This window comes from Rhizobium rhizoryzae (genome assembly GCF_011046895.1).
Lineage (GTDB): Bacteria > Pseudomonadota > Alphaproteobacteria > Rhizobiales > Rhizobiaceae > Neorhizobium > Neorhizobium rhizoryzae.
In genome coordinates, this window is sequence record NZ_CP049250.1 from 1579569 (window position 1) to 1602151 (window position 22583).

The 22583-nt window shown below is 58.2% G+C and carries 20 protein-coding genes; 11 read left to right on the forward strand and 9 right to left on the reverse strand.

Annotated elements, in window-relative coordinates; genetic code table 11:
• Positions 1-94: 94 nt before the first annotated feature.
• Complete coding sequence (locus tag G6N80_RS13615) at positions 95-574, reverse strand: DUF2934 domain-containing protein (protein ID WP_165134515.1); 480 nt, start codon at positions 572-574, stop codon at positions 95-97.
• A 94-nt stretch (positions 575-668) separates the two neighbouring features.
• Here G6N80_RS13615 and G6N80_RS13620 point away from each other — a divergent pair, with 94 nt between their 5' ends.
• Positions 669-890: a hypothetical protein gene (locus tag G6N80_RS13620; RefSeq protein ID WP_165134518.1), complete on the forward strand. Its 222-nt coding sequence runs from the start codon at positions 669-671 to the stop codon at positions 888-890.
• Positions 891-937: 47 nt separating this feature from the next.
• Here the strand turns inward: G6N80_RS13620 and G6N80_RS13625 are convergent, their stop codons facing one another.
• From G6N80_RS13625 to G6N80_RS13635, 3 genes are all read right to left on the reverse strand, one after another.
• Positions 938-1435: a YciE/YciF ferroxidase family protein gene (locus G6N80_RS13625; RefSeq protein WP_062555856.1), complete on the reverse strand. Its 498-nt coding sequence runs from the start codon at positions 1433-1435 to the stop codon at positions 938-940.
• Between the two features lie 154 nt (positions 1436-1589).
• Positions 1590-1766 carry a hypothetical protein gene (locus G6N80_RS13630; RefSeq protein ID WP_165132422.1) on the reverse strand — a complete coding sequence of 59 codons (177 nt, stop codon included), beginning with the start codon at positions 1764-1766 and terminating at the stop codon, positions 1590-1592.
• A gap of 164 nt (positions 1767-1930) precedes the next feature.
• Positions 1931-2302 (reverse strand): hypothetical protein, encoded by a 372-nt coding sequence (locus tag G6N80_RS13635; RefSeq protein WP_062555855.1) that lies wholly within the window; start codon positions 2300-2302, stop codon positions 1931-1933.
• A gap of 165 nt (positions 2303-2467) precedes the next feature.
• Here G6N80_RS13635 and ku (G6N80_RS13640) point away from each other — a divergent pair, with 165 nt between their 5' ends.
• Positions 2468-3274: a non-homologous end joining protein Ku gene (gene ku / locus G6N80_RS13640; protein WP_062555983.1), complete on the forward strand. Its 807-nt coding sequence runs from the start codon at positions 2468-2470 to the stop codon at positions 3272-3274.
• 3 nt (positions 3275-3277) lie between these two features.
• Here the strand turns inward: ku (G6N80_RS13640) and ligD are convergent, their stop codons facing one another.
• Together ligD and ku (G6N80_RS13650) are read right to left on the reverse strand one after the other, a co-directional pair.
• Positions 3278-5764 (reverse strand): DNA ligase D, encoded by a 2487-nt coding sequence (gene ligD, locus G6N80_RS13645; RefSeq protein WP_165134521.1) that lies wholly within the window; start codon positions 5762-5764, stop codon positions 3278-3280.
• Between the two features lie 3 nt (positions 5765-5767).
• The gene (gene ku, locus G6N80_RS13650; protein WP_165134524.1) at positions 5768-6640 is read right to left on the reverse strand and encodes a non-homologous end joining protein Ku; all 873 of its coding nucleotides are present in this window, start codon (positions 6638-6640) and stop codon (positions 5768-5770) included.
• 193 nt (positions 6641-6833) lie between these two features.
• Between ku (G6N80_RS13650) and G6N80_RS13655 the strand changes: the two genes are divergently transcribed.
• Both G6N80_RS13655 and G6N80_RS13660 read left to right on the forward strand, forming a co-directional pair.
• Positions 6834-7337: a sigma-70 family RNA polymerase sigma factor gene (locus G6N80_RS13655; RefSeq protein ID WP_244484784.1), complete on the forward strand. Its 504-nt coding sequence runs from the start codon at positions 6834-6836 to the stop codon at positions 7335-7337.
• Positions 7338-7466: 129 nt separating this feature from the next.
• Positions 7467-9815, forward strand: a complete 2349-nt coding sequence (locus tag G6N80_RS13660) for a glucose/quinate/shikimate family membrane-bound PQQ-dependent dehydrogenase (protein WP_165134527.1) — start codon at positions 7467-7469, stop codon at positions 9813-9815.
• 72 nt (positions 9816-9887) lie between these two features.
• Here G6N80_RS13660 and G6N80_RS13665 read toward each other — a convergent pair whose 3' ends face one another.
• Together G6N80_RS13665 and G6N80_RS13670 are read right to left on the reverse strand one after the other, a co-directional pair.
• Complete coding sequence (locus G6N80_RS13665) at positions 9888-10163, reverse strand: BON domain-containing protein (RefSeq protein ID WP_062555852.1); 276 nt, start codon at positions 10161-10163, stop codon at positions 9888-9890.
• A gap of 55 nt (positions 10164-10218) precedes the next feature.
• A complete protein-coding gene (locus G6N80_RS13670; RefSeq protein WP_246251487.1) occupies positions 10219-11760 on the reverse strand; it encodes a PAS domain-containing sensor histidine kinase in 1542 nt (513 codons plus the stop codon).
• A 154-nt stretch (positions 11761-11914) separates the two neighbouring features.
• On the opposite strand from G6N80_RS13670, the gene G6N80_RS13675 reads away from it, so the two are divergent.
• The 7 genes from G6N80_RS13675 (at position 11915) to G6N80_RS13705 (ending at position 20876) form a co-directional block, all read left to right on the forward strand.
• Positions 11915-12520 carry a TetR/AcrR family transcriptional regulator gene (locus G6N80_RS13675; protein ID WP_062555850.1) on the forward strand — a complete coding sequence of 202 codons (606 nt, stop codon included), beginning with the start codon at positions 11915-11917 and terminating at the stop codon, positions 12518-12520.
• Between the two features lie 37 nt (positions 12521-12557).
• On the forward strand, positions 12558-13691 hold the full coding sequence (locus G6N80_RS13680) for an efflux RND transporter periplasmic adaptor subunit (RefSeq protein ID WP_165134533.1): 1134 nt from the start codon (positions 12558-12560) through the stop codon (positions 13689-13691).
• Between the two features lie 26 nt (positions 13692-13717).
• The gene (locus tag G6N80_RS13685) at positions 13718-16867 is read left to right on the forward strand and encodes an efflux RND transporter permease subunit (protein WP_165134536.1); all 3150 of its coding nucleotides are present in this window, start codon (positions 13718-13720) and stop codon (positions 16865-16867) included.
• A 209-nt stretch (positions 16868-17076) separates the two neighbouring features.
• Positions 17077-18063, forward strand: coding sequence for a thiosulfate ABC transporter substrate-binding protein CysP (gene cysP / locus G6N80_RS13690; protein ID WP_062555847.1), 987 nt, complete (start codon positions 17077-17079; stop codon positions 18061-18063).
• A gap of 76 nt (positions 18064-18139) precedes the next feature.
• The gene (gene cysT, locus G6N80_RS13695) at positions 18140-18961 is read left to right on the forward strand and encodes a sulfate ABC transporter permease subunit CysT (protein WP_062555980.1); all 822 of its coding nucleotides are present in this window, start codon (positions 18140-18142) and stop codon (positions 18959-18961) included.
• 2 nt (positions 18962-18963) lie between these two features.
• Positions 18964-19845 (forward strand): sulfate ABC transporter permease subunit CysW, encoded by an 882-nt coding sequence (cysW, locus tag G6N80_RS13700; protein ID WP_165134539.1) that lies wholly within the window; start codon positions 18964-18966, stop codon positions 19843-19845.
• Positions 19846-19850: 5 nt separating this feature from the next.
• Positions 19851-20876 (forward strand): sulfate/molybdate ABC transporter ATP-binding protein, encoded by a 1026-nt coding sequence (locus tag G6N80_RS13705; RefSeq protein ID WP_165134542.1) that lies wholly within the window; start codon positions 19851-19853, stop codon positions 20874-20876.
• An 84-nt stretch (positions 20877-20960) separates the two neighbouring features.
• Here the strand turns inward: G6N80_RS13705 and G6N80_RS13710 are convergent, their stop codons facing one another.
• On the reverse strand, positions 20961-22397 hold the full coding sequence (locus tag G6N80_RS13710; protein WP_165134545.1) for an NAD-dependent succinate-semialdehyde dehydrogenase: 1437 nt from the start codon (positions 22395-22397) through the stop codon (positions 20961-20963).
• Between the last annotated feature and the right edge of the window lie 186 nt (positions 22398-22583).

Below are 22583 nucleotides of genomic sequence, written 5' to 3' on the forward strand. Positions count from 1 at the left end.
TCGATTGATACGTCCAGATGCAATACGGGATCGTCCGCCGCAACGCGTGCGACGGCACAAAGATATGAACGGGGAACGACCGGCCTGAGCTAAATCAGGCGGGTTGAGATTTGCGCGGCTTTCGAACCGGGTTCGCGTCGACCGCGGGCTTTGCAGCGGCGATTTTCGAAACCGCCTTTGCTTCTGCCTTTTTCAGGGAAACTCGTTTTTTGTCCACAGGCTTTGCTTCATCGACCTTGCCTGCGTCGGAATTCCTTATCGCAGGTTTTTCTGCCCGAGGCTTTGTTGAATTACCCTTCGACGCGGACGGCTTCTCTTCTGCGGAACCAGCGCTTGCCTTACGCTTTGCAGGCGCCTTCCCGTTGCTTTTTTCACGGGCCTCATATTCTGCGCGGGCCTGAGCCCAGTGCTCGTCATGTTTTCCGTGGGGTTGGCCGTCGGCCTCCCACAGCTCATATGCACGCTGCTTTATCCAACTTTCGGAGTCCGCCATATTCCTCTCCATTCGCCCAACACCGGTAACGTTAGCAAAATCGAATAGGTTCCACGTCCAGGTTGATTTTGTGCACTGCATCGAAAACTGGCAAGGCTAAAAATTAATTTTTTAGAAGGCGGGAACTTATGTGGATGTCGGCAGTTTGGGAGCCGAGCTTGGGAGGGCTCAATCGATGGAAAAATGCTTTGATATCATTCCGCATTCCTCGGGCTGGATCTACGTGCTCGACGGTAAGGCTTCCGCTTCCTATCCATCCTATTCTCTTGCACTCAAAGCTGCGCGGCTACATGCCTTGCGCGAAACCGACACGCTGCGCCGGATCGTCTTCCGCCGTCAGGAACTCAACGGTCAGATGATTGCAGTCAAGCCGGAAGGGTCTCGTCCCGCGGTCTGATCAGATCGAAAGCTTTGGGCCGACCGAACCGGTCGGCCCAACGAGGCTCAGGCCGCTTTCTTCGCAGCCGAGTTCAGCGTTGTCTGTGCTAGCTTGCTCAGCTTTTCGTCGGTCGCACTTTCTTCCTTCAACGTTTCGGAAAGCAGCTGCGCGGCTTCGTCAAGGCCAAGCTGTTTTGCCCAGGCACAGAGGGTGCCGTAGCGCGCAATCTCATAATGCTCGACTGCCTGGGCAGCTGCCAGAAGTCCCGCATCCAATGCCGGGGTTCCCTTGAACTCTTCAAGGATTTCTTCGCCCTCGGAAATGATGCCTTCGATTGCATCGCAGGTCTTGCCGCGTGCCCGCTTTCCAATCAGTTCGAATACCTGTTGAAGGCGCTCGATCTGGCCATCGGTTTCCTCTTTGTGGTCGAGAAAGGCCTGCTTCAACTGCTCGTTCTGGGCGCCGCGTGCCATCTTTGGAAGGGTCTTCGAGATTTTTCGCTCGGCATAGTAGATGTCTTTCAGTGTTTCATGAAAGAGGTCGTCAAGCGTCTTCGTTGCCATGTGTTTCTCTCCGCTCGTGGTTGTGAGTGCCTCAAAGCTGGCGGCCTCCTAACAGGCCGATGCAGGCCAGGTTCCACGGCTTGGGAGAGAATTTTCTCAGCGGACTACCCACGACGGGGTATCGAGCCGATCCATCGGAAAGATCAAGACATCATCAGTCTTGGTTATCGAGCTTTTCAGCAAGTGCGCGTTGCAGCTCATGCGCAAAGTCCATCAGCCGCTCCGGCACTGCCTCCTTCTCAATCTCACTCAAAAGGTCGGCGATCTTCGGTCCGACTGTTCGAAGACGCTGCGCTTCTTCCTGATTGGTATTGCCTGTCACTTTCTTCATCCTGACCTCTCGGCTTTCCAGCAAGAGATTATCAGTGATCTCTCAAGTAAGAGGGAAAGCCCTGATCCTGCATCCTTGTCAAGGTTGTGCAGTGCACAGAGAGGCGCCCGCTGACGTCTATGGCAGCGGGCGTTGCAGGGAGGTATCGATTTACGTTGGGACGATCAGTGGGTCCGATCGCGGCCCGGAATGGACGTGATGGTTGCTGAAACGGGGTCGCTTGCCGGGAATGTGTCTTCCAGACCTTCGTTCAACTGCTCTTCCTGGGCTGCCTTGGAGGGGCGATTATCTGTCGCCATGGTCGAAGATTGAGCCTGCTTGCGCTCTCCTTCAACCATTTTGTCCGGCAGGGCGTCGCTTTCGACAATCCGGCTCAGAAATTCCTTTGCCTTTGAAACAGCGTTGTTACGGTTGATTCCATCGGTATCCGAGCGAAGAGTTACCGAGACGACGTCGCCGTTATCTCCGACGAATTCAACCGTATAGCCGGCATTGCCGCTGCCTTCCGCGATGACCTGAGTGCCAACGATGCTCATTTTCTCCGCCTTTCCGTGAAACAGATTTCGTGTGTTCGATCTGCTTCGCAAACGGATAGTCCTGTTCATTTGTTCCGTCTGCGAGATGACTGGTCGCAACGACGGAACCGACAGCTATCCCGGCGGTTAATGTCGGGAGTTCCGGTATTCAGAGAAGGAAACGCCGTGGCGCCGCATGTTTTCTGGAAAGGCTATCTCAAACTTTCGCTCGTGACCTGCCGGGTGACGATGGCGCCAGCCGTTTCAGAAAGTGGAAAGGTGCGATTTCACAATCTCAATGCCAAAACGCACAATCGAGTCCTGTCGCAATATGTCGACGGCGTCACCGGCAAGCCGGTCGATGACGATGATCAGGTGAAGGGGTTCGAACGGAGCGAAGACGACTATGTGCTGTTCGAGGACGAAGAGCTGGATGATGTCGGTCTCGAAAGTACTCGCACGATAGACATCGAAGCCTTCGTTCCCTCCGGTGAGATCGGCTGGATCTGGTATGACCGTCCGCATTTTCTGGCGCCGGACGACAAGGTCGGCGAGGAGGCATTCTCCGTCATCCGTGAAGCCATGGCTGCCACCGGCATGGTTGGTATTGCGCGGCTTGTCATGTATCGCCGGGAGCGTGCCGTGATGCTGGTGCCGGACGGGAAGGGCATCATTGTCTGGACGCTTCGATATGGCGATGAAGTGCGCGATGCGGACGCCTATTATCAGCTGGCACAGCCCGGAAAATCCGATGCTCAGCACTTGTCGCTCATCAAGAAACTGATCGGCGAACGCATTGAGAAATGGGATCCTGCCATGGCGGACGATCCGGTTCAGGACAAGCTGCTCGATATCATCAAGCGCCGAAAGAAGAGCAAGAAGACGCGAGCTACGCCCTCGAAATCCGGTGCGAAGCGCTCCGACAACGTTGTTGACATCATGAGCGCGCTGAAGAAGAGCCTTGACGACGAGCGCCGCGCCAAGGGGAAGTGAATACTACTTTTTGTCGGGGCGATGGTTAATCGGCGCTTCCGCCTTTCGGAAATCTGCCCAAGGGTCCTGACGGAGTGCGTTCAATCGGGCGCTTGCGTTCTCAACTGTAAAATGGGCCGGGCCTATTCCTTGGCCAAGCTCATTCCAATCAATCGGCATGGAAACGGGCGCGCCCGGTCTGGCACGGGTCGAATAGGGGGCAACGGCAGTCGCGCCACGGCCGTTTCGCAGATAGTCGATCAGGATCTTTCCCTTGCGCTTGGACTTTGTCACGGTCGACACATAGAGGTCTGGACTGTCTCCCGCCATGGCATCAGCGAGGGCTTTCATGGCGGCCTTTACCGTCGGCCATATTGCTTTCGGCTTTACCGGAGCAACGATGTGGAGACCCTTGCCGCCGGATGTCTTCAGGAAACCGGTGAGGCCCATATCTGCAAACCTCGAGCGCACTTCTCCGGCTGCTGTCATGACCGCCTGCCAGCCTGTACCCTCGCCGGGATCCAGATCAATGATGACCATGTCGGGGCGCTCCCAATCGGAAACACTGGAACCCCACGGATGAATTTCGAGCGTTCCGCCCTGCACAAGACCGAGCAGCCCATCGAGATCTCGGATGGTGATGTTCTGCTCTCCTTTTTCGTCGGCGGGATCGATCACCAGTTTCGCATTCTTTGTCATGCCTTTCCATCCATGCTTCTGGAAGAACAGAGGCTTGGTGATGCCATCCGGGCCCCGAACCAGAGACAGCGGACGATTGACCACGAAGGGTGCCATGAAAGGCCATACCTCGGCGTAATAATCTGCGAGGCCTGCTTTGGTGACCCCGGCATCCGGCCAGTAGATGCGATCCGGATGCGTGAGCTTGACGCTGCGCTGGACGTCGCGAGTTGTGTTGTCCTTGCCCCGGTCGGGCCCTGTTTCCCGCACGACCGCGGTTGCCTGCTTGTCCTCCCGCAGGCCCCGGAACGATGCGTGACGCAGATGGGCATCTGCCGTCCAGCCGCGAAATTCCACCTCGGCTACCAGCTTTGGTTCGACGAAGACTACATTGCGGCGTTCATCTGCGGTCAGTTTTGTCTCGAACGGCGCCCGTTCGGTCTCAAGCGGCGCAAGTGTCTTGAACAGGGAGCGCGCCGATGCGGTCGAAAAGCCGGTTCCTACCCGGCCTGCATGTTGCAAGACGCCATCCTCGTAGTAACCCATGACCAGAGAGCCGATGGCTGACTTCGAGACCGTGGATGGCATATAGCCTGCGATGACGAATTCCTGGCGGGCGGAGCATTTGGATTTGACCCAGTCCCGTCCGCGACCGCTTTTGTACGGAGCGTTCGCGAGCTTCGAAATTATGCCTTCGAGACTCAGGCGACAGGCGTGCTTGAGAACCAGCCCGCCTTCATCCCTAAAATGTTCGCTGTAGCGCAGATTGGCAGGGCACTCGTTCAGAAGTCGTTCCAATGCCGCCTTGCGATCCATCAGCCGCGCCTTGGTCAAATCCTGTCCGTCAAGATAGAGGAGATCGAACAGATGAAAGACAAAGCGTTCTGACCGTCCTTCGCTCAAGTCCTGCTGCAGCAGTGAAAAGTCCGTTGCGCCACTGCCGGATTCTACGGCCACTTCGCCATCGATGATCGCCTGACGAGCGGGGAGGCCTTGAAGCGCCTTGTTGATGTCCGTGCCGAAGCGCTTGGTCCAGTCGAGACCGGTCCTGGTCAAAAGCCTGACGACACCGTCTTTGATATGGGCCTGCAGGCGATAGCCGTCCAGTTTCACCTCATGCAGCCAGCGTTCTCCGGACGGCGCGGATTTGACCAGTGTCGCCAGTTGAGGTTCGACAAAGTCGGGCATGGCTGCCGTCCGTGTACCTTTGATACCGACGGTTTTCTCTTCAGGTTCAGAGGCCTTTTCCGGCGCCTTCCTTGTTGGGGTTTTCGACGGCTTGGTTTTGAGGTCAAGGCCCGTCTTCACGGAGGTGGGCCTCTCCTCCAGAATGTCGGCGTCTGTCTCCGTTCGGGCAAACTCATCTTCCGCCTTGATCAGAAGCCAGTTCTCACGGCTCTCTTCCGGTTTGCCAGCCATGCGGACCAGATGCCAGCGGCCCTCCAGCTTTTCTCCGTGAAGCGCAAATTCCAGATGACCCTTTTTATAGGCCTTTTTAAGATCGCCGATCGGTTCCCACGTTCCTCGATCCCAGACAATGACCTGACCCGCACCGTACTGGCCCTCGGGAATCGTGCCTTCGAAAGTGCCGTAATCGAGCGGATGATCCTCGACATGGACCGCAAGCCGCTTTTCGCCCGAAACGAGACTTGGGCCCTTGGTGACAGCCCAGCTTTTCAGGACGCCGTCCATTTCCAGCCGGAAATCATAATGCAGCCGCCTTGCCGCATGTTTCTGGATGACGAAGCTGTTGCCCGCTTGCTTTGCCTTCTTGCCGCGTGGCTCCGGAGAGGTCTTGAAGTCGCGCTTGTCGTTGTATTGTGCAAGAGACATTGGTCAGCTCGCTTTCCGGGTCGCAGGCCGTGCAGCGCGCTTCGGTGACTTCTTGTCGGATGCTGCCCTGGACGCTTTACGCTTTGGCTTATTCTCGCTTTCCTTTAGGCCGGCGCTCATGCGAAGCGCTTCCATCAGGTTCACCACATTCGTTTCCTTGGGCTTGGGCTTCTTCGGTGGCTTGCGGCCTTCGATCTTCGCTTTCACGAGTTCCTGCAGAGCGTTCTCGTATCGATCCTCGAAGGCTCCCGGCTCGAAGCTCCCGCGCTTGGTATTGATGATATGCTGTGCCAGATCCAGCATTTCGCCTTCGATCTTGAACTCCTTGATGTCGGCAAATGCCTCGCTTGCAGATCGGACTTCGTAGTCGTAGTTCAGCGTTGTGGCGATCAGTCCATCGCCGTGTGGTCGAATGAGCAGCGTCCGCAGGCGTCGAAACAGCACCGTGCGTGCGAGCGCTGCCGCACTTTTTGCCTCCAAGCCATGCCGGATAAGGTCAAAAACCTCCGCCGATACCTTGTCCGCCGGGGCGAGGTAGTAAGGCCGATCGAGATAAATGGTGTCGATCTCATTGCAGGGAATGAAGGTTTCAAGGGCAAGCGTCTTGTCGCTTTCGGGCACGGCCTCGGCAATTTCGTCGGGATCAAGCAGGACATAGTCGCCGCTGGAGAGCTCATAGCCCTTGACGATGTCGTCGCGCTCGACCGGCTTGCCGGTTTCGGCATCCACCATCTGTCTCTGCACACGGTGTCCGGTGCGGCGGTTAATAATGTGGAAGCTGACCCGGTCGGATGTCGAGGCTGCGGTGTAGAGAGCGACCGCACAGCTCAGATCACCAAGGGTCAGATGGCCTTTCCAGTTCGCGCGGGGTGCCACGGCTTCTTCTCCTTCAGAACGCCAGTTCAACCGCAAAGAGAGGCTTTGGTTCCGCCAGAGCGCGAGCGCTTATCACGCGCAGGTTTTTGTACGATTTCGGACAACCTGAGATATGCTCATTTTAGCGGAACAAAATACACGGATGCGACTTTTCCCACCGCCACCCCACCAGGTTTTGGAGAGGTTTCAAACGGTGTCCGATAAACAGCTGAGTCGCGATCCTGCTCGCGCAGATATTGTCAGGCTCATTCCAGCGCTGCGCGCCTTTGCACGCACATTCTGCCGCAACCCGACGGATGCGGACGATCTTGTGCAGGAAACGCTGATGAAGGCACTCGCCAATCTCGACAAGTTCGAACCGGGTACCAAGCTGAAGTCCTGGCTTTTCACCATCATGCGAAACACGTTCTACACCCGCTCCAAGGTGCTTGGCCGGGAAGCGCCGGGACTGGAAGAATGTGTTTCCGGCGATAGCCCGATGGAAGCGACCCAGGAAGTGCAAACGCGGGCACGCGAAGTTCAGCGTGCCTTGGCGAAGCTTCCTCCGCATTACCGCGAAGTGCTGACGCTTGTTGCAATCCTGGGGGAAAGCTACGAGTCCGCTGCTGAAATTTGCAACGTGGCCGTGGGAACGGTCAAGAGCAGGCTGAACCGGGCGCGTCACCAGATCCTTCTGGAACTGGGTGAGGACGATTAGCGAAGAATCTCCCTTATCCGCAGTCATCTTTGAAAAATTCGGGAACCTTTTGGCGTGAGCTGAAGTTCACCGGGCGCGGGAGGTCGTTCGGCCTCGTTTCTCTGCACCTTTTTTTTCAAGGATTTCGTTATGCCTGTTACGATCACAGCGGTCCTGTTCACATTGATCGGGATCGCGCTGGCGGCTGGCGGCGCACAACTGCTGATGCTGGGAGGGAGTGCCTACTACCTCATCACCGGTATCGCCTTCATTGTTACCGCCATCCTGCTTTTTCTTCGCCGCGCAGAAGCCCTTTGGCTCTACGCCCTCATCATTCTCGGTTCTCTGGGCTGGGCCATTCTCGAAGTCGGCCTTGACTGGTGGCAGCTTGGTCCGCGCGGCGGCGTCATCATCGTGGCTGGCATGTGGCTTCTCACGCCATGGATCCGCAGGCCGCTCGGCTTTGTGAGCCCGAACACCGGTCATCGCTATAGTGCGGGTGCCGCACCGCTTGCCGCATCGGTCGGCCTTGCGGTTCTCATTGCCGTCATTTCCATGTTTGTGAACAGCAATGACCTTTCCGGCAACTTGCCGACAGACAAGATTGCGGCTGCTCCGGCGCTGGGTGGCAATGTGCCTCCGGGCGAATGGCACCAGTATGGCCGGACGCCCTATGGGCAGCGGTACTCTCCTTTGGACCAGATAAACGTTCAAAACGTCTCTGATCTTCAGGAGGTCTGGCGCTACCAGACAGGTGACGTAAAGCTGCCTGAGGATGTTGGAGAGACGACCTATCAGGTAACCCCGCTCAAGATTGGCAATTCGCTTTACCTCTGCACGCCACACAACTGGGCGATCGCTCTTGATGCGACGACTGGTAAGCAGAAATGGAAATATGACCCCAATGTCGGGTTGAATCCCGACCGCCAGCATCAGACCTGCCGCGGTGTGACCTATTACAAGGACCCGCAGACTGCAGCCGGTCAACCTTGTGCCGAACGCGTGTATCTTCCTACCTCGGATGCGCGGCTGATCGCACTGGACGCGGCAAACGGCCAGGTCTGCCCTTCCTTTGCGGAGAACGGCGTCCTGCATCTGGAGCAGAAGATGCCGCACAATCCGGCAGGCTACTACTATTCCACATCGCCACCGGTCATTGCCGCGGGCAAGATCATCATCGGCGGTGCTGTCAACGACAACTATTCGACGCAAGAACAGTCCGGCGTCATCCGCGCTTTCGACGTCAACAGCGGCGCTCTGGTCTGGAACTGGGATTCCGGTAATCCGACGCAGACCCAGCCTTTGCCGGAAGGGCAGAAATACACCACCAACTCGCCCAATAGCTGGTCAGTCTTCAGCGTGGATGAGGAACTGGGGCTCGTCTACATTCCTCTTGGCAACCAGGTTCCCGACCAGCTCGGCATGAACCGCTCCGAGAACGTCGAGAAATATTCGGCGGGCATCGTCGCGCTTGATATCAATACCGGGGCGGACCGCTGGATGCGCCAGTTCGTTCACCACGATCTCTGGGACATGGACGTGCCAGCCCAGCCTGTTCTGATGAACCTCAGCAAGCCGGATGGCGCCATGGTGCCAGCGCTTGTCGGACCGACCAAGCAGGGCGATATCTACGTTCTTGATCGCCGCAATGGTGAGCCGATCCTGCCGGTCACGGAGCAGCCAGCGCCGGGCGGTGCCATTCCGGAAGATCGCACGGCGCCGACGCAGCCGATTTCCGCGCTCAATTTCCGCCCGCCAACGCTGCAGGGCAAGGACATGTGGGGCGTCACCATGTTCGACCAGATGGTGTGCCGTATCCGGTTGAAGCAGTTGAAGTATGACGGCCAGTATACGCCGCCTTCCTTGCAGGGAACGCTGGTCTATCCCGGCAATTTCGGCACCTTCAACTGGGGTTCGGTTGCGGTTGATCCGGAACGCATGGTGATGTTCGGCATGCCGACATACCTTGCTTTCACCTCGCAGCTGGTTCCACGGTCAGAGGTTCCACCAAAGGGTCAGGACGAGAAGGGTTCCGAACAGGGATTGAACCGCAATGATGGCGCTCCCTACGCCGTGCGCATGGGACCATTCCTCGGTCCGCTTGGCATTCCCTGCCAGGCTCCGCCATGGGGTTATGTCGCAGGCGCCGATCTGCGCACCGGAAAAACCGCTTACAAGCACAAGAACGGCACCGTCTACGACATGACGCCGCTTCCTCTGCCCTTCAAGGTTGGTGTTCCAGGTATTGGCGGACCGATGATCACCAAGGGCGGTATCGCCTTCCTCGGTGCCGCGGTTGACAACTACCTGCGCGCCTACAATCTCACGACGGGTGAACAGCTGTGGGAAGCACGTCTGCCCGCAGGCGGTCAAGCAACACCCATGACCTATTCGGTTGATGACGGCCGACAGTTCGTTGTCATGGTTGCCGGTGGCCACGGTTCGATCGGCACCAAGCCGGGCGATTACGTCATCGCCTACAGCCTGCCGCGCCGCTGACACTCACGCACAAAAACAAAGCCCGCGACGATTGATTTCGTCGCGGGCTTTATCAATTGGTCGCTTGTGTAGTCAGTGTGTCTGTTCAGATACGAGTTTGTTGACGACGTCGGTGACGTTCGGGACGGAGCGAGCCACCTCTTCGGCGCGCTCGATCTGAGTGTCGAGGAGCACGCGTCCAATCAGGGTGACGGTTCCGGCTTTGGTTGTGACGGAGATGTCTGCCGCATCCAGTCCGCCTGCTTCGGCAAGGGCCGCTGCCACTTGCGCCTCAAGCGCTGCTTCCGTCGGGAATTCGGTTACGACCGTTGGTGCCTTCTCGTGAAATGTCTGGGGTTTGAACACCATTTCTCTGCTCCGTGGTTCGAGTTTCAAAACTCAAACGCACAAGAGGGCTCAAGGTTCAGGACTGCGAGAAGACGCCCGCGATGGCGGTTTGCAGCTCATGCTGTGTGAAAGGCTTGTTGAGATGGGGCCGCGCCGAAAACTGTCCCGTCGGCAGTTCAGAATAGCCCGTTGCCAGGATAACGGGAATACTAGGGTGGGCTTCCTGTACCCGATCCGCCAGCTCCACGCCGGTCATCATCGGCATGGACTGGTCGGTTATGACCATATCGATATCCTGCCTCGACTGAAGGACCTTTAGCGCTTCAGGGCCGTTGAAGGCCTCGATGACAGTGTGACCCAGATCTTCCAGCATCATGGTGGTGTTCATCAAAACGAGTGCATCGTCATCAACGGCGAGCACGGTCAGTTTCTTGTCGAAAGGGGCAGACATACAGTTCAGAGGCTCCTCGGACTTCACAGAAACAGCAGTGGAAACAGCGACCGGAAGAATGATTTCCGCCCGTGTTCCAAAGCCAGGTTCACTGTGAAGACGCAGGAAGCCGCCTGATTGTTCCGTCAGCGCCTGAACCATGGCCAGTCCCAGCCCCGTTCCCTTGCCGATCCCTTTTGTCGTGAAGAAAGGTGTCGTTGCCTTTTGTAATGTCTCTGCATCCATGCCTTCGCCTTCATCGATGACCGCAACGGAAACGAATTGCTGATCGCCCGTATCGTCTCGTTCCTGCCCGTCGATCTGCGCCTGTATGCGGATGACACCACCTTCCGGCATCGCATCCCGCGCATTCACGATCAGGTTGAGAAGCGCCATCTCCAGCTGGGCGGGATCGGTACGTACTGGCGGAAGCGCTGCTTCGAGCTGCGTTTCAATACGGGTATCGGGATCGATCGAACGGCTGGCCAGATCAATCAAGCCTTCGACCAGCGGAGCAATTTCGACTTCGCGCACATGCAATTCCTGGCGTCGCGAAAATGCCAGAAGCCGTTTGGTCAATGAGGCGCCGCGTTCTGCCCCGCGCAGGGCGCTCTCCAGAAGCTGCGCAAGTTCCGGATCGTCTGGCAGACGCTTCTTCAAGAGATGCAGGGAGCCGAGAATGGCCGTCAGGACGTTGTTGAAGTCATGGGCTATTCCACCGGTCATCTGACCGATGGCCTCCAGTTTCTGCGCCTGAAACAGGTCCTCGCGTGCCTGAGCCAATGCAAGCTGGGCCTGATGTTTTTCACTGATATCACGGGTGATCTTGGCAAAGCCGATGAGATGGCCGTCATCGTCCCTGATTGCATCGATCACGATGCTGGCCCAGAAACGACTGCCGTCCTTCCGGATCCGCCAGCCTTCGTTCTCGAAACGACCCTCGCGTCTTGCTGCTTCAAGACCACGCCACGGTTCCCCGGCATCGCGATCTTCTGGCGTATAGAAGTTGGAAAAGTGACGGCCCAGGATCTCGTCTGGTTCGTATCCCTTGAGGCGGCGCGCACCAGGATTCCAGCTGGCGACATGGCCTTCTTCATCAAGCATGTAGATTGCGTAATCGATAATGGATTCGATCAGCAGCCGATATCGATCCTGCACGTGGCGTCGCACAGTGCGGCCTTCGGCCATGTTCATTCTCCCGACCTGATTCGCAGCCTCGCTGAACTGACACTCTGTCATAAAGTTCCAGGAGTATTTCGTTCTGTCTGCCAGTTGACCAAGTGATCATATTCACTGTATGACTGACGAAATTCGAAATTCGTCAGTCATCAAGCGGAAGTCAATGAACGATCATTCTACAGTGGCGAGCGATACGGCCAGACAGGACAATGTCGAACGGATTCTGGAGTGTGCCGAAAGGGTGTTCAAGCACTACGGCTACTCCAAAACGAATGTTGCCGACATCGCCAAGGAACTGTCGATGTCGCCCGCCAACATCTACCGGTTCTTTGCGTCGAAGGCCGATATTCATCAGGCTCTCGCTCGCCGCATGCTGGCAGCTCAGTACGATGCCCTGGCCGAGAGCGCAGGGCGCAAGGCTTCGGCCGCAGACCGTTTGCGGGCGCATACGCTTCTTCAGCATTCTCTGGTGATGGAAACGATGCTGGATGAGCAGAAGGTCCACGAGATGGTGCTTGTTGCCATGGACCAGCAATGGCCGGTTATCGAGGAACATCTCGCACGTGTTCGCGGGATCATCGAGAACATCATCAAGGACGGTATCGAAGCCGGCGAATTCCGCCAGCAGGACGCCCGGCTTGCTGCCGAGTGCTACATGCATGCAGGCGTCTGTCTGTGTCACCCGCAACTGGTGGCAAAGACGGCCGCTTCCGATGAAGTCATGACACCTGAAGCCCTGATCGAGTTTGCGATCCAGGCGCTGCGTTAAAATCTGCTCCGAGTGAGCGTGGAGAAGGGACCGCACGATGTCGGTTGTGGGATTGGGGAAGCTGGGTGTGGCGATTGTGGCTGTTGCAGCCATTCTGTCCGGCTGCACGGAAGAGAAAAAGGCTGCCGAGCAGGTCATTCGCCCGGTGAAGGTCGTTGAGGTGAAGGCCCGGCAGGCAGGGCCTTTGCTGCAATATTCGGGCTCTATTCGCGCCCGCACCGAAGTGCCGCTGGGCTTTAGGGTCGATGGCAAGATCAGCGAGCGTCTCGTCGATGTCGGCCAAAGGGTCAAGGCAGGACAGCCGGTCGCCCGCATCGATGTGACAGACTATGAGCTTTCGGTACGTCAGGCTGAGGCTGAACTCGCATCCGCCGAAAAGCAGGTGGAAATCTCGCAGCTAGCCCTCAAGCGTGCAGAGACCTTGCAGAGCCAGAACATCACATCCCAATCCTCGCTGGAGCAGGCCCAGCTTGCATCTCGTCAGGCGATCGCGCAGCGCGATGCAGCTCAATCGTCCCTCACGCAGGCGAAAAATCGCGTCGGCTACGGCGTGCTCTCGTCCGACGTTGACGGTATCGTCACGGCCGTCAATGCCGAGGCGGGTCAGGTTGTAGCGGCTGGTACGCCGGTCATCCGAGTCGCGCAGGATGGTGCCAAGGAGATCGAGGTAGCCGTGCCGGAAGCAGAAATTCGGCAGTTCTCGCCAGGCAAGTCCGTCAAGACCTCGTTTTGGGCCGATGGCAATCTGGCTCTGGAAGGCAAGGTGCGGGAAGTGGCAGGCAGTGCAGACCAGCAGTCGCGTACATTCACCGTTCGCGTCAGCCTGCCGGACAACCCGGCGCTTCGGCTGGGCATGACGGCGACCATTTCTACCGAGGTGTCCGGCAGTGCCCCCGGTTTCGTGCTTCCGCTCGCGGCACTCGCGAAGCAGGACGGTAAATCGATCGTCTGGCTCGTCGATCCTGCATCCTCCAAGGTCCAGCCGCACCCGGTACAGGTTGACGGATTTGCCGAAGACGGCGTGCGGATCGCCGATGGCTTGAAGGCTGGCGATCTGGTTGTCGCAGCCGGAACGCAGTTCATGCAGCCTGATCTGCAGGTCAAAATCTACGAAGGCGAAGGTCAGACAGCAGGTGGCGCATCTACCGCAGTCGCGCCTTCAAAGTCCTGATCGATCCGGGTACAGGGGATTAAGTCATGAAGGCGTTTCGCACACCCGGCTCGCCCAGGCAGCCGTTCAACCTCTCGCGCTGGGCAATTTCTCATCCCAGCATCGGCCGCTTCCTGTTCGGGATCATCATTCTGATCGGCGGCCTCGGCATCATGAACATGGGCCAGAAGGAAGACCCGGACTTCACCTTCCGCGTCATGGTCGTGCAGGCGGTCTGGCCGGGCGCTTCCATCGAGGAAATGCAGGATCAGGTCGTCAACAAGATCGAGCGCAAGCTGCAGGAAACGCCGCATCTCGATTGGGTGAAATCCTACACCCGCGCCGGTTTCTCGATCACCACGCTGCAGATCAAGGGTAACACCAATTCCCAGCAGGTGGCTGACGCCTTCTATCAGGTCCGCAAGAAGATTGGCGACATCGAGCAGGATCTGCCGAGCGGCGTTCTCGGGCCCTATTTCAATGATGAGTTCGGCGATACCTATGTGACCCTCCACGCCCTGACGGGCGACGGATTCAGCTATCCTGAGCTCAAGGACTTCGCGACCAAGGCCCGCGACATGCTGCTGGCGACGAAGGGCGTGGAAAAGGTTTCCATTCTTGGCGACCAGGCGGAGCGCATCTACATCGACGTATCCTCCAAGGCACTTGCGGAGCGCAAGCTGACGCTCAACGATGTGAAAAACGCACTGGCCGGGCAGAATAATGTGGATCCCGCAGGCAATGTACAGACGGCGACCCGTTCCGTGCGCATCACCGTGGAAGGGGGCATGCGGACACCTGAGGATATTCGCGAACTGCGCATTCGCAGCGGTAGCCAAGTGTTTCGGCTGGGCGATATCGCCACCGTCAGCAAGGGCCTGATCTCACCCTACGACCGCAAGTTCCGCTTTAATGGCAAGGATTCGGTCCAGATCGGTGTGGTCATGCAGAATGGCTACAAGGTTACCGACGTCGGCACATGGATCGAAGAAACCTATCGCAACTTCGAAAATGCGCTTCCCTATGGCGTTGAGGTTTCGCAGGTCGCCAACCAGCCGGAGGTCGTGCATGAGGCGATCGGCGAATTCACGCAGGCGCTTCTGGAAGCGCTGGTCATTGTTCTGGTCGTCTCGCTTTTGTCCATCGGCTGGCGTTCCGGCATCGTGATTGCCATCTCCATTCCGCTGGTGCTGGCGGCGACACTCGCCATCATGTACGAGCTCGGCATCGAACTGCAGCGTATCTCGCTCGGCGCTCTCATCATCGCGCTCGGCCTTCTTGTCGACGATGCCATGATCGTGGTCGAAATGATGGAGCGAAAGCTGGAGGAAGGGCTGGAAAAGCTCAACGCTGCCACCTTCGCCTATTCCTCCACCGCCTTTCCCATGTTGACGGGTACGCTGATCACGACCGCGGGCTTCATTCCGGTCGGCTTTGCGGATTCGACTGCGGGTGAATATGTCCGGTCTCTCTTCTACGTGGTCGGCATCGCACTCGTGACATCCTGGTTCGTTGCGGTCTATTTCACGCCCTGGCTCGGATATATGATCCTGAAGCAGCGCGCGCATGCGGGCACGCATCACGATGTCTACGACACGCGGTTTTACCGCGGGCTTCGCGCCACGGTTTCCTGGAGCGTGCGGCACCGGCTGATCGTGCTGGTGGCAACGCTTGGCGTCTTCGGCACCAGCCTCTGGTCCTTCCAGTTCATCCCGCAGAGCTTCTTCCCGCAATCCTCGCGTCCCGAAATTCTCGTCGATATGTGGCTGCCGGAAGGCACCGCCATCGAAGAGGTGGAGCGTCAGGCGAAGGCGCTGGAAGCAAAGATCATGGACGATCCTGACAAGAAATTCGTCGCGACCTTCATCGGTGAGGGGGCTCCGCGCTTCTTCCTGCCGCTGGACCAGCAGCTTCGCAACCCCAACTATGCCCAGCTGCTCGTCATGTCGAACGGCCTCGAAGAGCGCGAGCGCATGATCATCAAGCTGCGCAAGATCCTTGCGGAAGACTTCCCGTCCGTGCGTGGCAAGGTGGATCGTCTTTTCCTCGGGCCGCCGGTCGGCTGGGCCGTACAGATGCGCGTCGTCGGTCCCGACCGCGAAGAGGTGCGCAAGATTGCCGATCAGGTGAAGCAGCGCTTCCATCAGAACCCGCAACTGGGCACGATCCATGACGACTGGCTGGAGCCGGTGACGACCATGAAGCTCGTCATCGACCAGGATCGGGCGAGGGCACTTGGCGTAACATCTCAGCGCGTCCGACAGATGCTCTATGCATCGATGTCGGGTGTGACGCTCGACCAGTTCCGTGATGGCGAAGAGACCGTCTCCATCGTCGCTCGCGAACCGGATGCCACGCGAGACCTGCTGACCGCTGTCAACTCCGTCTATATTCCCACGGACAGCGGCGCCTTCGTGCCAGTCAGCCAGATTGCCCGTATCGAGCCGGTTCAGGAAAACGGGATCGAGTGGCGTCGCGACCGTCTGCCGACCATCACGATCAAGGCAACGGTTCCGGACGGTGTCGAACCGAACGATCTTGCTGCGAAGATGTACAGCGGGATGGCGGATCTGCGCAAAAACCTGCCTGCCGGCTACAAGGTCGAAATCCAGGGCGGCGCAGAGGATGCAGCGGAAAGCCAGATGTCGATTGCCGCCAAGGCGCCCGTCATGCTCTTCGTGATCGTTACGCTGCTGATGATCCAGTTGCAGCATTTCGGCAAGGCCATGCTGGTGCTGGCGACCGGTCCTCTCGGAATCATCGGAGCCGCAGCGGCACTTTTGATCACCGGCGCTCCCTTCGGCTTCGTGGCGATCCTCGGTGTCATCGCACTGCTCGGCATCATCATCCGTAACTCGATCATTCTGGTGGACCAGATCGACCAGGATATTGCGTCGGGAATGGAGCGCAGTGAAGCTATCATTGGCTCGGCGGTTCGCCGCTTCCGTCCGATCATGCTGACGGCACTGGTGGCCGTGCTTGCGCTGATACCGATCTCGCGTGGGCTTTTCTGGGGACCGCTCGCCTATGCCATGATGGGCGGCATCATGGTTGCCACCGTCCTGACCATTCTTGTTCTGCCTGCTGCCTATGCCCTGTTCTTCGGACGGGACAAGGCATCCAAATCCGGCGCTGGTGACAATGACGACCAGCGCAAGGACCAGTTGTCGCTCAACCTTTCCACCGCCGCGGAGTGAGCGACTTGCGGGAAGCGGCGCACCCCTGCCGCTTCCCGCCCCTGCCTTCGAACGAAGGCCTCGCCCAAGGGCAGGAATAAAGCACGCACGGTGCCTTGAATTTGGCCAAAATTTGTCAATCGCAAAGGCGTTGAGGGTTTACCGTTCCTCGCAGGTTGTGAGGTGCATCGATAGGTTAGTGATAACAATCGATCGCATCGGAGACTTTGATGAAACGCCTTCTCATTCTCGGCACAGCCTTGGCCGCTCTTGTCGCTGGTCCAGTCTTTGCCCAGCAGCCGACCAAGTTGTTGAACGCTTCCTACGACGTGGCGCGAGAGCTGTTCGCAGCCGAGAACGAAGCCTTCATCAAGCAGAACCCAGGCATCAACATCGATCAGTCGCATGCAGGCACCTCCAAGCAGGCGCGCGCCATCGTGGAAGGTCTGGACGCTGACGTCGTCACCTTCAACCAGGTGACCGACATCGACTTCCTCGTGAAGCAGGGCTTCGTTTCAAAGGACTGGCAGAAGGCGTTTCCGAACAGTGCCTCGCCGTTCTATTCCTTCCCGTCTTTCCTCGTGCGTGCCGGGAACCCCAAGAACATCAAGGACTGGAACGATCTTGCACGCGATGACGTGAAGGTCGTCTTCCCGAACCCCAAGACATCCGGCAATGCGCGCTATACCTATCTTGCAGCCGTTGCCTATGCACGTGAAGTGTTCAAGGGTGACGAGGAAAAGGTCGAGGCTTTCGTCAAGAAGATCTTCGACAATGTTCCTGTCTTCGATACCGGAGGCCGTGCAGCCACCACCACCTTCGTCGAGCGTGAAACCGGCGATGTGCTGATCACCTTCGAGGCGGAAACGCGCGGCATTGCCAAGCAGTATGGCAAGGACAAGGTGGAGAGCGTCATTCCGTCGGTTTCGCTTCTGGCGGAATTCCCGGTAGCGGTCGTGGACAAGGTTGCCAAGAAGCGCGGCTCGGAAGAGCTGTCCAAGAAGTATCTGGACTTTCTCTACAGCGAACAGGGCCAGCGGATCGCCGCTGAGTTTGGCCACCGCGTGCTGAACGAAAAGGTAGTGGCCGAGTTCAAGAACGAGTTTCCGCAGATTCGTCTTGTGAAGGTCGACGATGTGTTTGGCGGCTGGGACAAGATCCAGAAGGAACACTTTGCTTCCGGTGGCACGCTGGACAAGCTATACGGCAGTCGCTGAATTCTCCTCCCAAGGAAGGATAGGCCCGGTGGTTCGTCAACTGCCGGGTTTGTCCGTTTACAACAGGACTTACCTTGTGAAACGCAATGTCCTGCCCGGCCTGCATCTGTCCCTGGGCATAACCCTCTTTTATGTTGGCCTGATCGTGGTCCTGCCGCTGTCGGCGTTGGTGTTCAAGGCAGCGAGCCTTGGACCAGCCGAGTACTGGTCCATTGTCTCGTCACCGCGCGCAGTGGCGAGCTACCGCGTGACGGCATTCTCCGCGCTGATTGCGACGCTGTTCAACCTCGTTTTCGGACTGGCACTGGCCTGGGTCCTGACCCGCTACCGGTTTCCCGGTCGGCGTATCATCGATGCCATGGTGGATCTGCCATTTGCCCTGCCCACGGCAGTTGCGGGCATCTCGCTGACGGCCCTTTTTTCAAGCAATGGCTGGTTCGGTTCCGTCTTGTCCGAAGCGGGGATCAAGGTGGCCTACACGCCCATCGGCATCATGATTGCCATGTGTTTTACCAGCCTGCCGTTCATCGTACGAACGGTTCAGCCGGTGCTGGAAGATCTTGATCCGGCGCTGGAGGAGGCGGCCCAATCTCTCGGCGGTTCGGACTGGACGATTTTCCGCAAGGTAATCCTGCCGCTTTTGACTCCTGCACTGCTGGCTGGGCTTTCGCTTTCCTTTGCCCGCTCGCTGGGAGAGTTCGGCGCGATCATCTTCATTGCCGGAAATCAGCCAATGTCGACGGAGATCACCGCGCTGCTGATCTTCATCCGGCTGGAAGAATATGATTATCAGGCGGCTGCGGCCATTGCGTCGGTCCTGCTCCTGACGGCTTTCGCCATGCTGGCGGTGACAAACTGGCTTCAGTCACGCGCCCTGCGCTACACGGTGAAGGGATAGAGATGAGCGCTTTTGCTTCTCACAAGAAACCGCCACGCGTTGGAGATGGACGGGTTTTTCGCCGCGTGCTGATTGGTCTCGTCCTTATTCTGGGGGCGCTGCTCATTCTGGCGCCTTTGCTCGTCATCGGCCATGAGGCTTTGAAACAAGGCTTTAAGGTCTATACGGCGACGCTGAGCCATCCGGATACTCGCCATGCCATCATGATGACAGTGGTGACGGCCCTCATCGCGGTGCCGATCAATACTGCCTTCGGTGTGGCAGCGGCCTGGGCCATCACCAAATTCGATTTTCGCGGCAAGCGGCTGCTGCTGGTGGTGATCGAGATCCCGTTCTCCGTTTCGCCCATCGTTGCCGGTGTTGCCTATCTCTTCGTCTATGGTCTGCAGGGCTTGTTCGGTCCCTGGCTCGACGCACATGACATCAAGATCCTGTTTGCGCTTCCCGGCATCGTGCTGGCGTCGATGTTCGTGACGGCTCCCTTCGTCGCCCGCGAACTGATCCCGCTCATGCAGGCGCAGGGGCGCGATCTGGAAGAGGCTGCTACATCGCTCGGCGCTTCGGGTTGGCGGACATTCTTCTCGGTCACGCTTCCCAACGTCAAATGGGCGCTGCTTTATGGCGTGGTTCTCTGCAATGCGCGCGTGATGGGCGAGTTCGGCGCGGTTTCCATCGTGTCTGGAAACATTCGCGGCCAGACCAATACGCTGCCGCTGCATATCGAACTGCTCTACCACGATTATCAGGCGGCAGGTGCCTTTGCCTCGGCCTCCATTCTGGCGCTGCTCGCCGTCTTCACCATCATTGCCAAGGTTGCGCTGGAGCGTCGCGGTGCCGGACGCCGCAAGACCCAAGCTACCGATGCCGCTTCGACAGGACATTGATTGCCATGGAAATTCGTCTCGATAACGTCGTCAAGACCTTCGACACCTTCCGCGCCGTGCATGGCGTGTCGCTGACCGTGCAAAGCGGTGAGCTGATTGCACTGCTTGGTCCATCCGGTTCCGGCAAGACGACGATCCTGCGCATGGTGGCGGGGCTGGAATATGCCGACGGCGGACACATCCATTTCGGGGATCAGGATGCCACCGACATTCCGGTGCGCGATCGCGGTGTCGGTTTCGTCTTCCAGCATTATGCACTGTTCCCCCATATGACAGTGGGGGAAAATATCGGCTTCGGCATGAGCGTTTCCAAGGTGAAGCGCAGCAAGGCGGAAATTGCCGCACGCGTGAACCAGCTTCTGAAGCTGGTTCGCCTTGAAGGCCTTGGAGATCGCTTTCCGGCGCAGATTTCTGGCGGTCAGCGACAGCGCGTGGCACTCGCCCGTGCCCTGTCCGTCGATCCAAAGGTTCTGCTTCTGGATGAGCCGTTCGGTGCGCTGGATGCGAATGTTCGCCATGACCTTCGCCGCTGGCTGCGGGAGATCCATGATGAACTGGGCATCACCACGATTTTCGTGACGCATGACCAGGAAGAGGCGCTGGATCTTGCGGATCGGGTCGTCATTCTGAAGGACGGCAAGATCGTTCAGCAAGGCACGCCGCAGGAGGTTTGCCGTGATCCGAAGAATGCCTTCGTGCTGAAATTTCTAGGGGATGCCAACCGGCTGACTGGCGAAGTGCGTGACGGGCGCGCGCATGTTGCTGGCGTTGCCGTGGCTGCTGCCGAGGGTGTGGCGGATGGTCCGGCGGAAATTTTTGCACGTCCCCGCGATCTCGATTGGTCCGCAACGCAGCCGGGTGTGCCTGCAAGCGTTGCTAGGGTGCTGGACCGTCCCGGCGAGCGCCGTGTGATCGCGACAGCATCTACGGGAGAACCGCTTGAGTTCGATGTGGACCCGGAGCGTAACATTTCCGCAGGCGAACAGGGCTTCGTGACGCTGCGGCGCGCCAAGGTATTTGCACTGGGGTGAGATGGGCTTTTCTCAAAACCTGCAAATCAAATGAAAAAGGCGCCGGTTTCCCGACGCCTTTTTTAATCACGGCTGCTGAAACGCTCAGTTCATCTGGCTGACGAAGCGGGTTTCCAGATAGGCTTCGACGGCTTCCGAACCACCTTCCGTGCCGTAGCCGGAATCCTTGATGCCACCGAACGGCACTTCCGGAATCGCCAGACCATTGTGGTTGATGGTCAACATGCCGGCTTCCAGACGCTGGCCGAGCGCGTGTGCGGTCTTGACCGAACCGGTGAAGGCATAAGAGGCAAGGCCGAAGGGCAGGCGGTTGGATTCTTCCAGCGCCTCATCCAGCGTGGAGAAGCGGTTGACGATGGCGATCGGGCCGAAGGGCTCTTCGTTCATCATCAGGGCGGAGGTCGGCACATCGGTCAGAACCGTCGGCTCGAAGAAGTGGCCCTTGTTGCCAATGCGCTTGCCGCCCGTCTTCAGAACGGCGCCCTTGGAAACGGCATCCTGAATCATGCCTTCCATGGCCGGGATGCGGCGCTCGTTGGCAAGCGGCCCCATGGTCACGTCAGCCTCGAGGCCATTACCCACCTTCAGGTTTTCCGCGTACTTCACAATGCCGTCGATGAACTGGTCGGCAACGCCATCCTGAATGAGGAAGCGGGTCGGTGCAACGCAGACCTGACCGGCATTGCGGAACTTTGCGGCTGCGGAGACTTCGATGGCCTTTTCCAGATCGGCATCGTTGAAGACGACGACCGGGGCATGACCGCCGAGTTCCATGGTCGCGCGCTTCATGTGCTTTCCGGCAAGGGCCGCCAGATGCTTGCCAACCGGCGTGGAGCCGGTGAACGAGATCTTGCGGATGACCGGATGCGGGATCAGGTATTCGGAAATTTCAGCCGGGACGCCGTAGACCAGACCGACAACACCGGCCGGAATGCCGGCATCCGCAAAGGCGCGGATGAGTTCGGCTGGCGAAGCCGGGGTTTCTTCCGGTGCCTTGACGATGATCGAGCAGCCGACGGACACGGCAGCAGAGAGCTTTCGCACGATCTGGTTGATCGGGAAGTTCCACGGCGTGAAGGCGGCAACCGGGCCAACCGGGAACTTGATCGCCATGTTGGAAACGCCACCGAAACGGGCCGGGATGATCTGGCCATAGGTGCGGCGTGCCTCTTCGGCGAACCAGTCGATGGTATCGGCGGCGTTGTTTATTTCCGCCTTGGACTGCGCAATCGGCTTGCCCTGTTCGCGTGTCATCAGCCAGGCGATGTAATCGATCCGCTGGCGCACGATGTCGGCTGCCTTGCGCATGATCTTCGAGCGCTCGAAGGCTGACGTTTCGCGCCAGACCTTGAAGCCCTTGTCCGCAGCGTCCAGCGCCAGATCGAGGTCAGCCTTTTCCGCGTGCGCGATCTTTCCGATAATGTCCTGCGTGGCTGGATCCTCGACCGGGATCGTCTTGCCGCTCAGGGCATCGCGCCATTCGCCTGCAATGAAAAGCTTTACATCTGGATAGCTATGCATGGTGACCTCATTTTGAGTTCAAAAACGTCGCGGGAAACACGACAGGCGCCAAAGGGGCTGACACCCAAGCCTTGGAAGGTTTCGGCTCCTCACGTAGGACAATTGACCGCCACAATCAACGCCCCCACTAAAAAGTATTACTAATAAAAAGGACAGGCGCGAGTGACTTGGTCGCTCACGCCTGAC

Coding starts and splice junctions, on each gene's coding strand:
- G6N80_RS13615 (WP_165134515.1), bottom strand. CDS start 574: ATGCAGTGCACAAAATCAACCTGGACGTGGAACCTATTCGATTTTGCT.
- G6N80_RS13620 (WP_165134518.1), top strand. CDS start 669: ATGGAAAAATGCTTTGATATCATTCCGCATTCCTCGGGCTGGATCTAC.
- G6N80_RS13625 (WP_062555856.1), bottom strand. CDS start 1,435: ATGGCAACGAAGACGCTTGACGACCTCTTTCATGAAACACTGAAAGAC.
- G6N80_RS13630 (WP_165132422.1), bottom strand. CDS start 1,766: ATGAAGAAAGTGACAGGCAATACCAATCAGGAAGAAGCGCAGCGTCTT.
- G6N80_RS13635 (WP_062555855.1), bottom strand. CDS start 2,302: ATGAGCATCGTTGGCACTCAGGTCATCGCGGAAGGCAGCGGCAATGCC.
- ligD (WP_165134521.1), bottom strand. CDS start 5,764: ATGTCTCTTGCACAATACAACGACAAGCGCGACTTCAAGACCTCTCCG.
- G6N80_RS13660 (WP_165134527.1), top strand. CDS start 7,467: ATGCCTGTTACGATCACAGCGGTCCTGTTCACATTGATCGGGATCGCG.
- G6N80_RS13665 (WP_062555852.1), bottom strand. CDS start 10,163: ATGGTGTTCAAACCCCAGACATTTCACGAGAAGGCACCAACGGTCGTA.
- G6N80_RS13670 (WP_246251487.1), bottom strand. CDS start 11,760: ATGGCCGAAGGCCGCACTGTGCGACGCCACGTGCAGGATCGATATCGG.
- G6N80_RS13675 (WP_062555850.1), top strand. CDS start 11,915: ATGAACGATCATTCTACAGTGGCGAGCGATACGGCCAGACAGGACAAT.
- G6N80_RS13680 (WP_165134533.1), top strand. CDS start 12,558: ATGTCGGTTGTGGGATTGGGGAAGCTGGGTGTGGCGATTGTGGCTGTT.
- G6N80_RS13685 (WP_165134536.1), top strand. CDS start 13,718: ATGAAGGCGTTTCGCACACCCGGCTCGCCCAGGCAGCCGTTCAACCTC.
- cysP (WP_062555847.1), top strand. CDS start 17,077: ATGAAACGCCTTCTCATTCTCGGCACAGCCTTGGCCGCTCTTGTCGCT.
- cysW (WP_165134539.1), top strand. CDS start 18,964: ATGAGCGCTTTTGCTTCTCACAAGAAACCGCCACGCGTTGGAGATGGA.
- G6N80_RS13705 (WP_165134542.1), top strand. CDS start 19,851: ATGGAAATTCGTCTCGATAACGTCGTCAAGACCTTCGACACCTTCCGC.
- G6N80_RS13710 (WP_165134545.1), bottom strand. CDS start 22,397: ATGCATAGCTATCCAGATGTAAAGCTTTTCATTGCAGGCGAATGGCGC.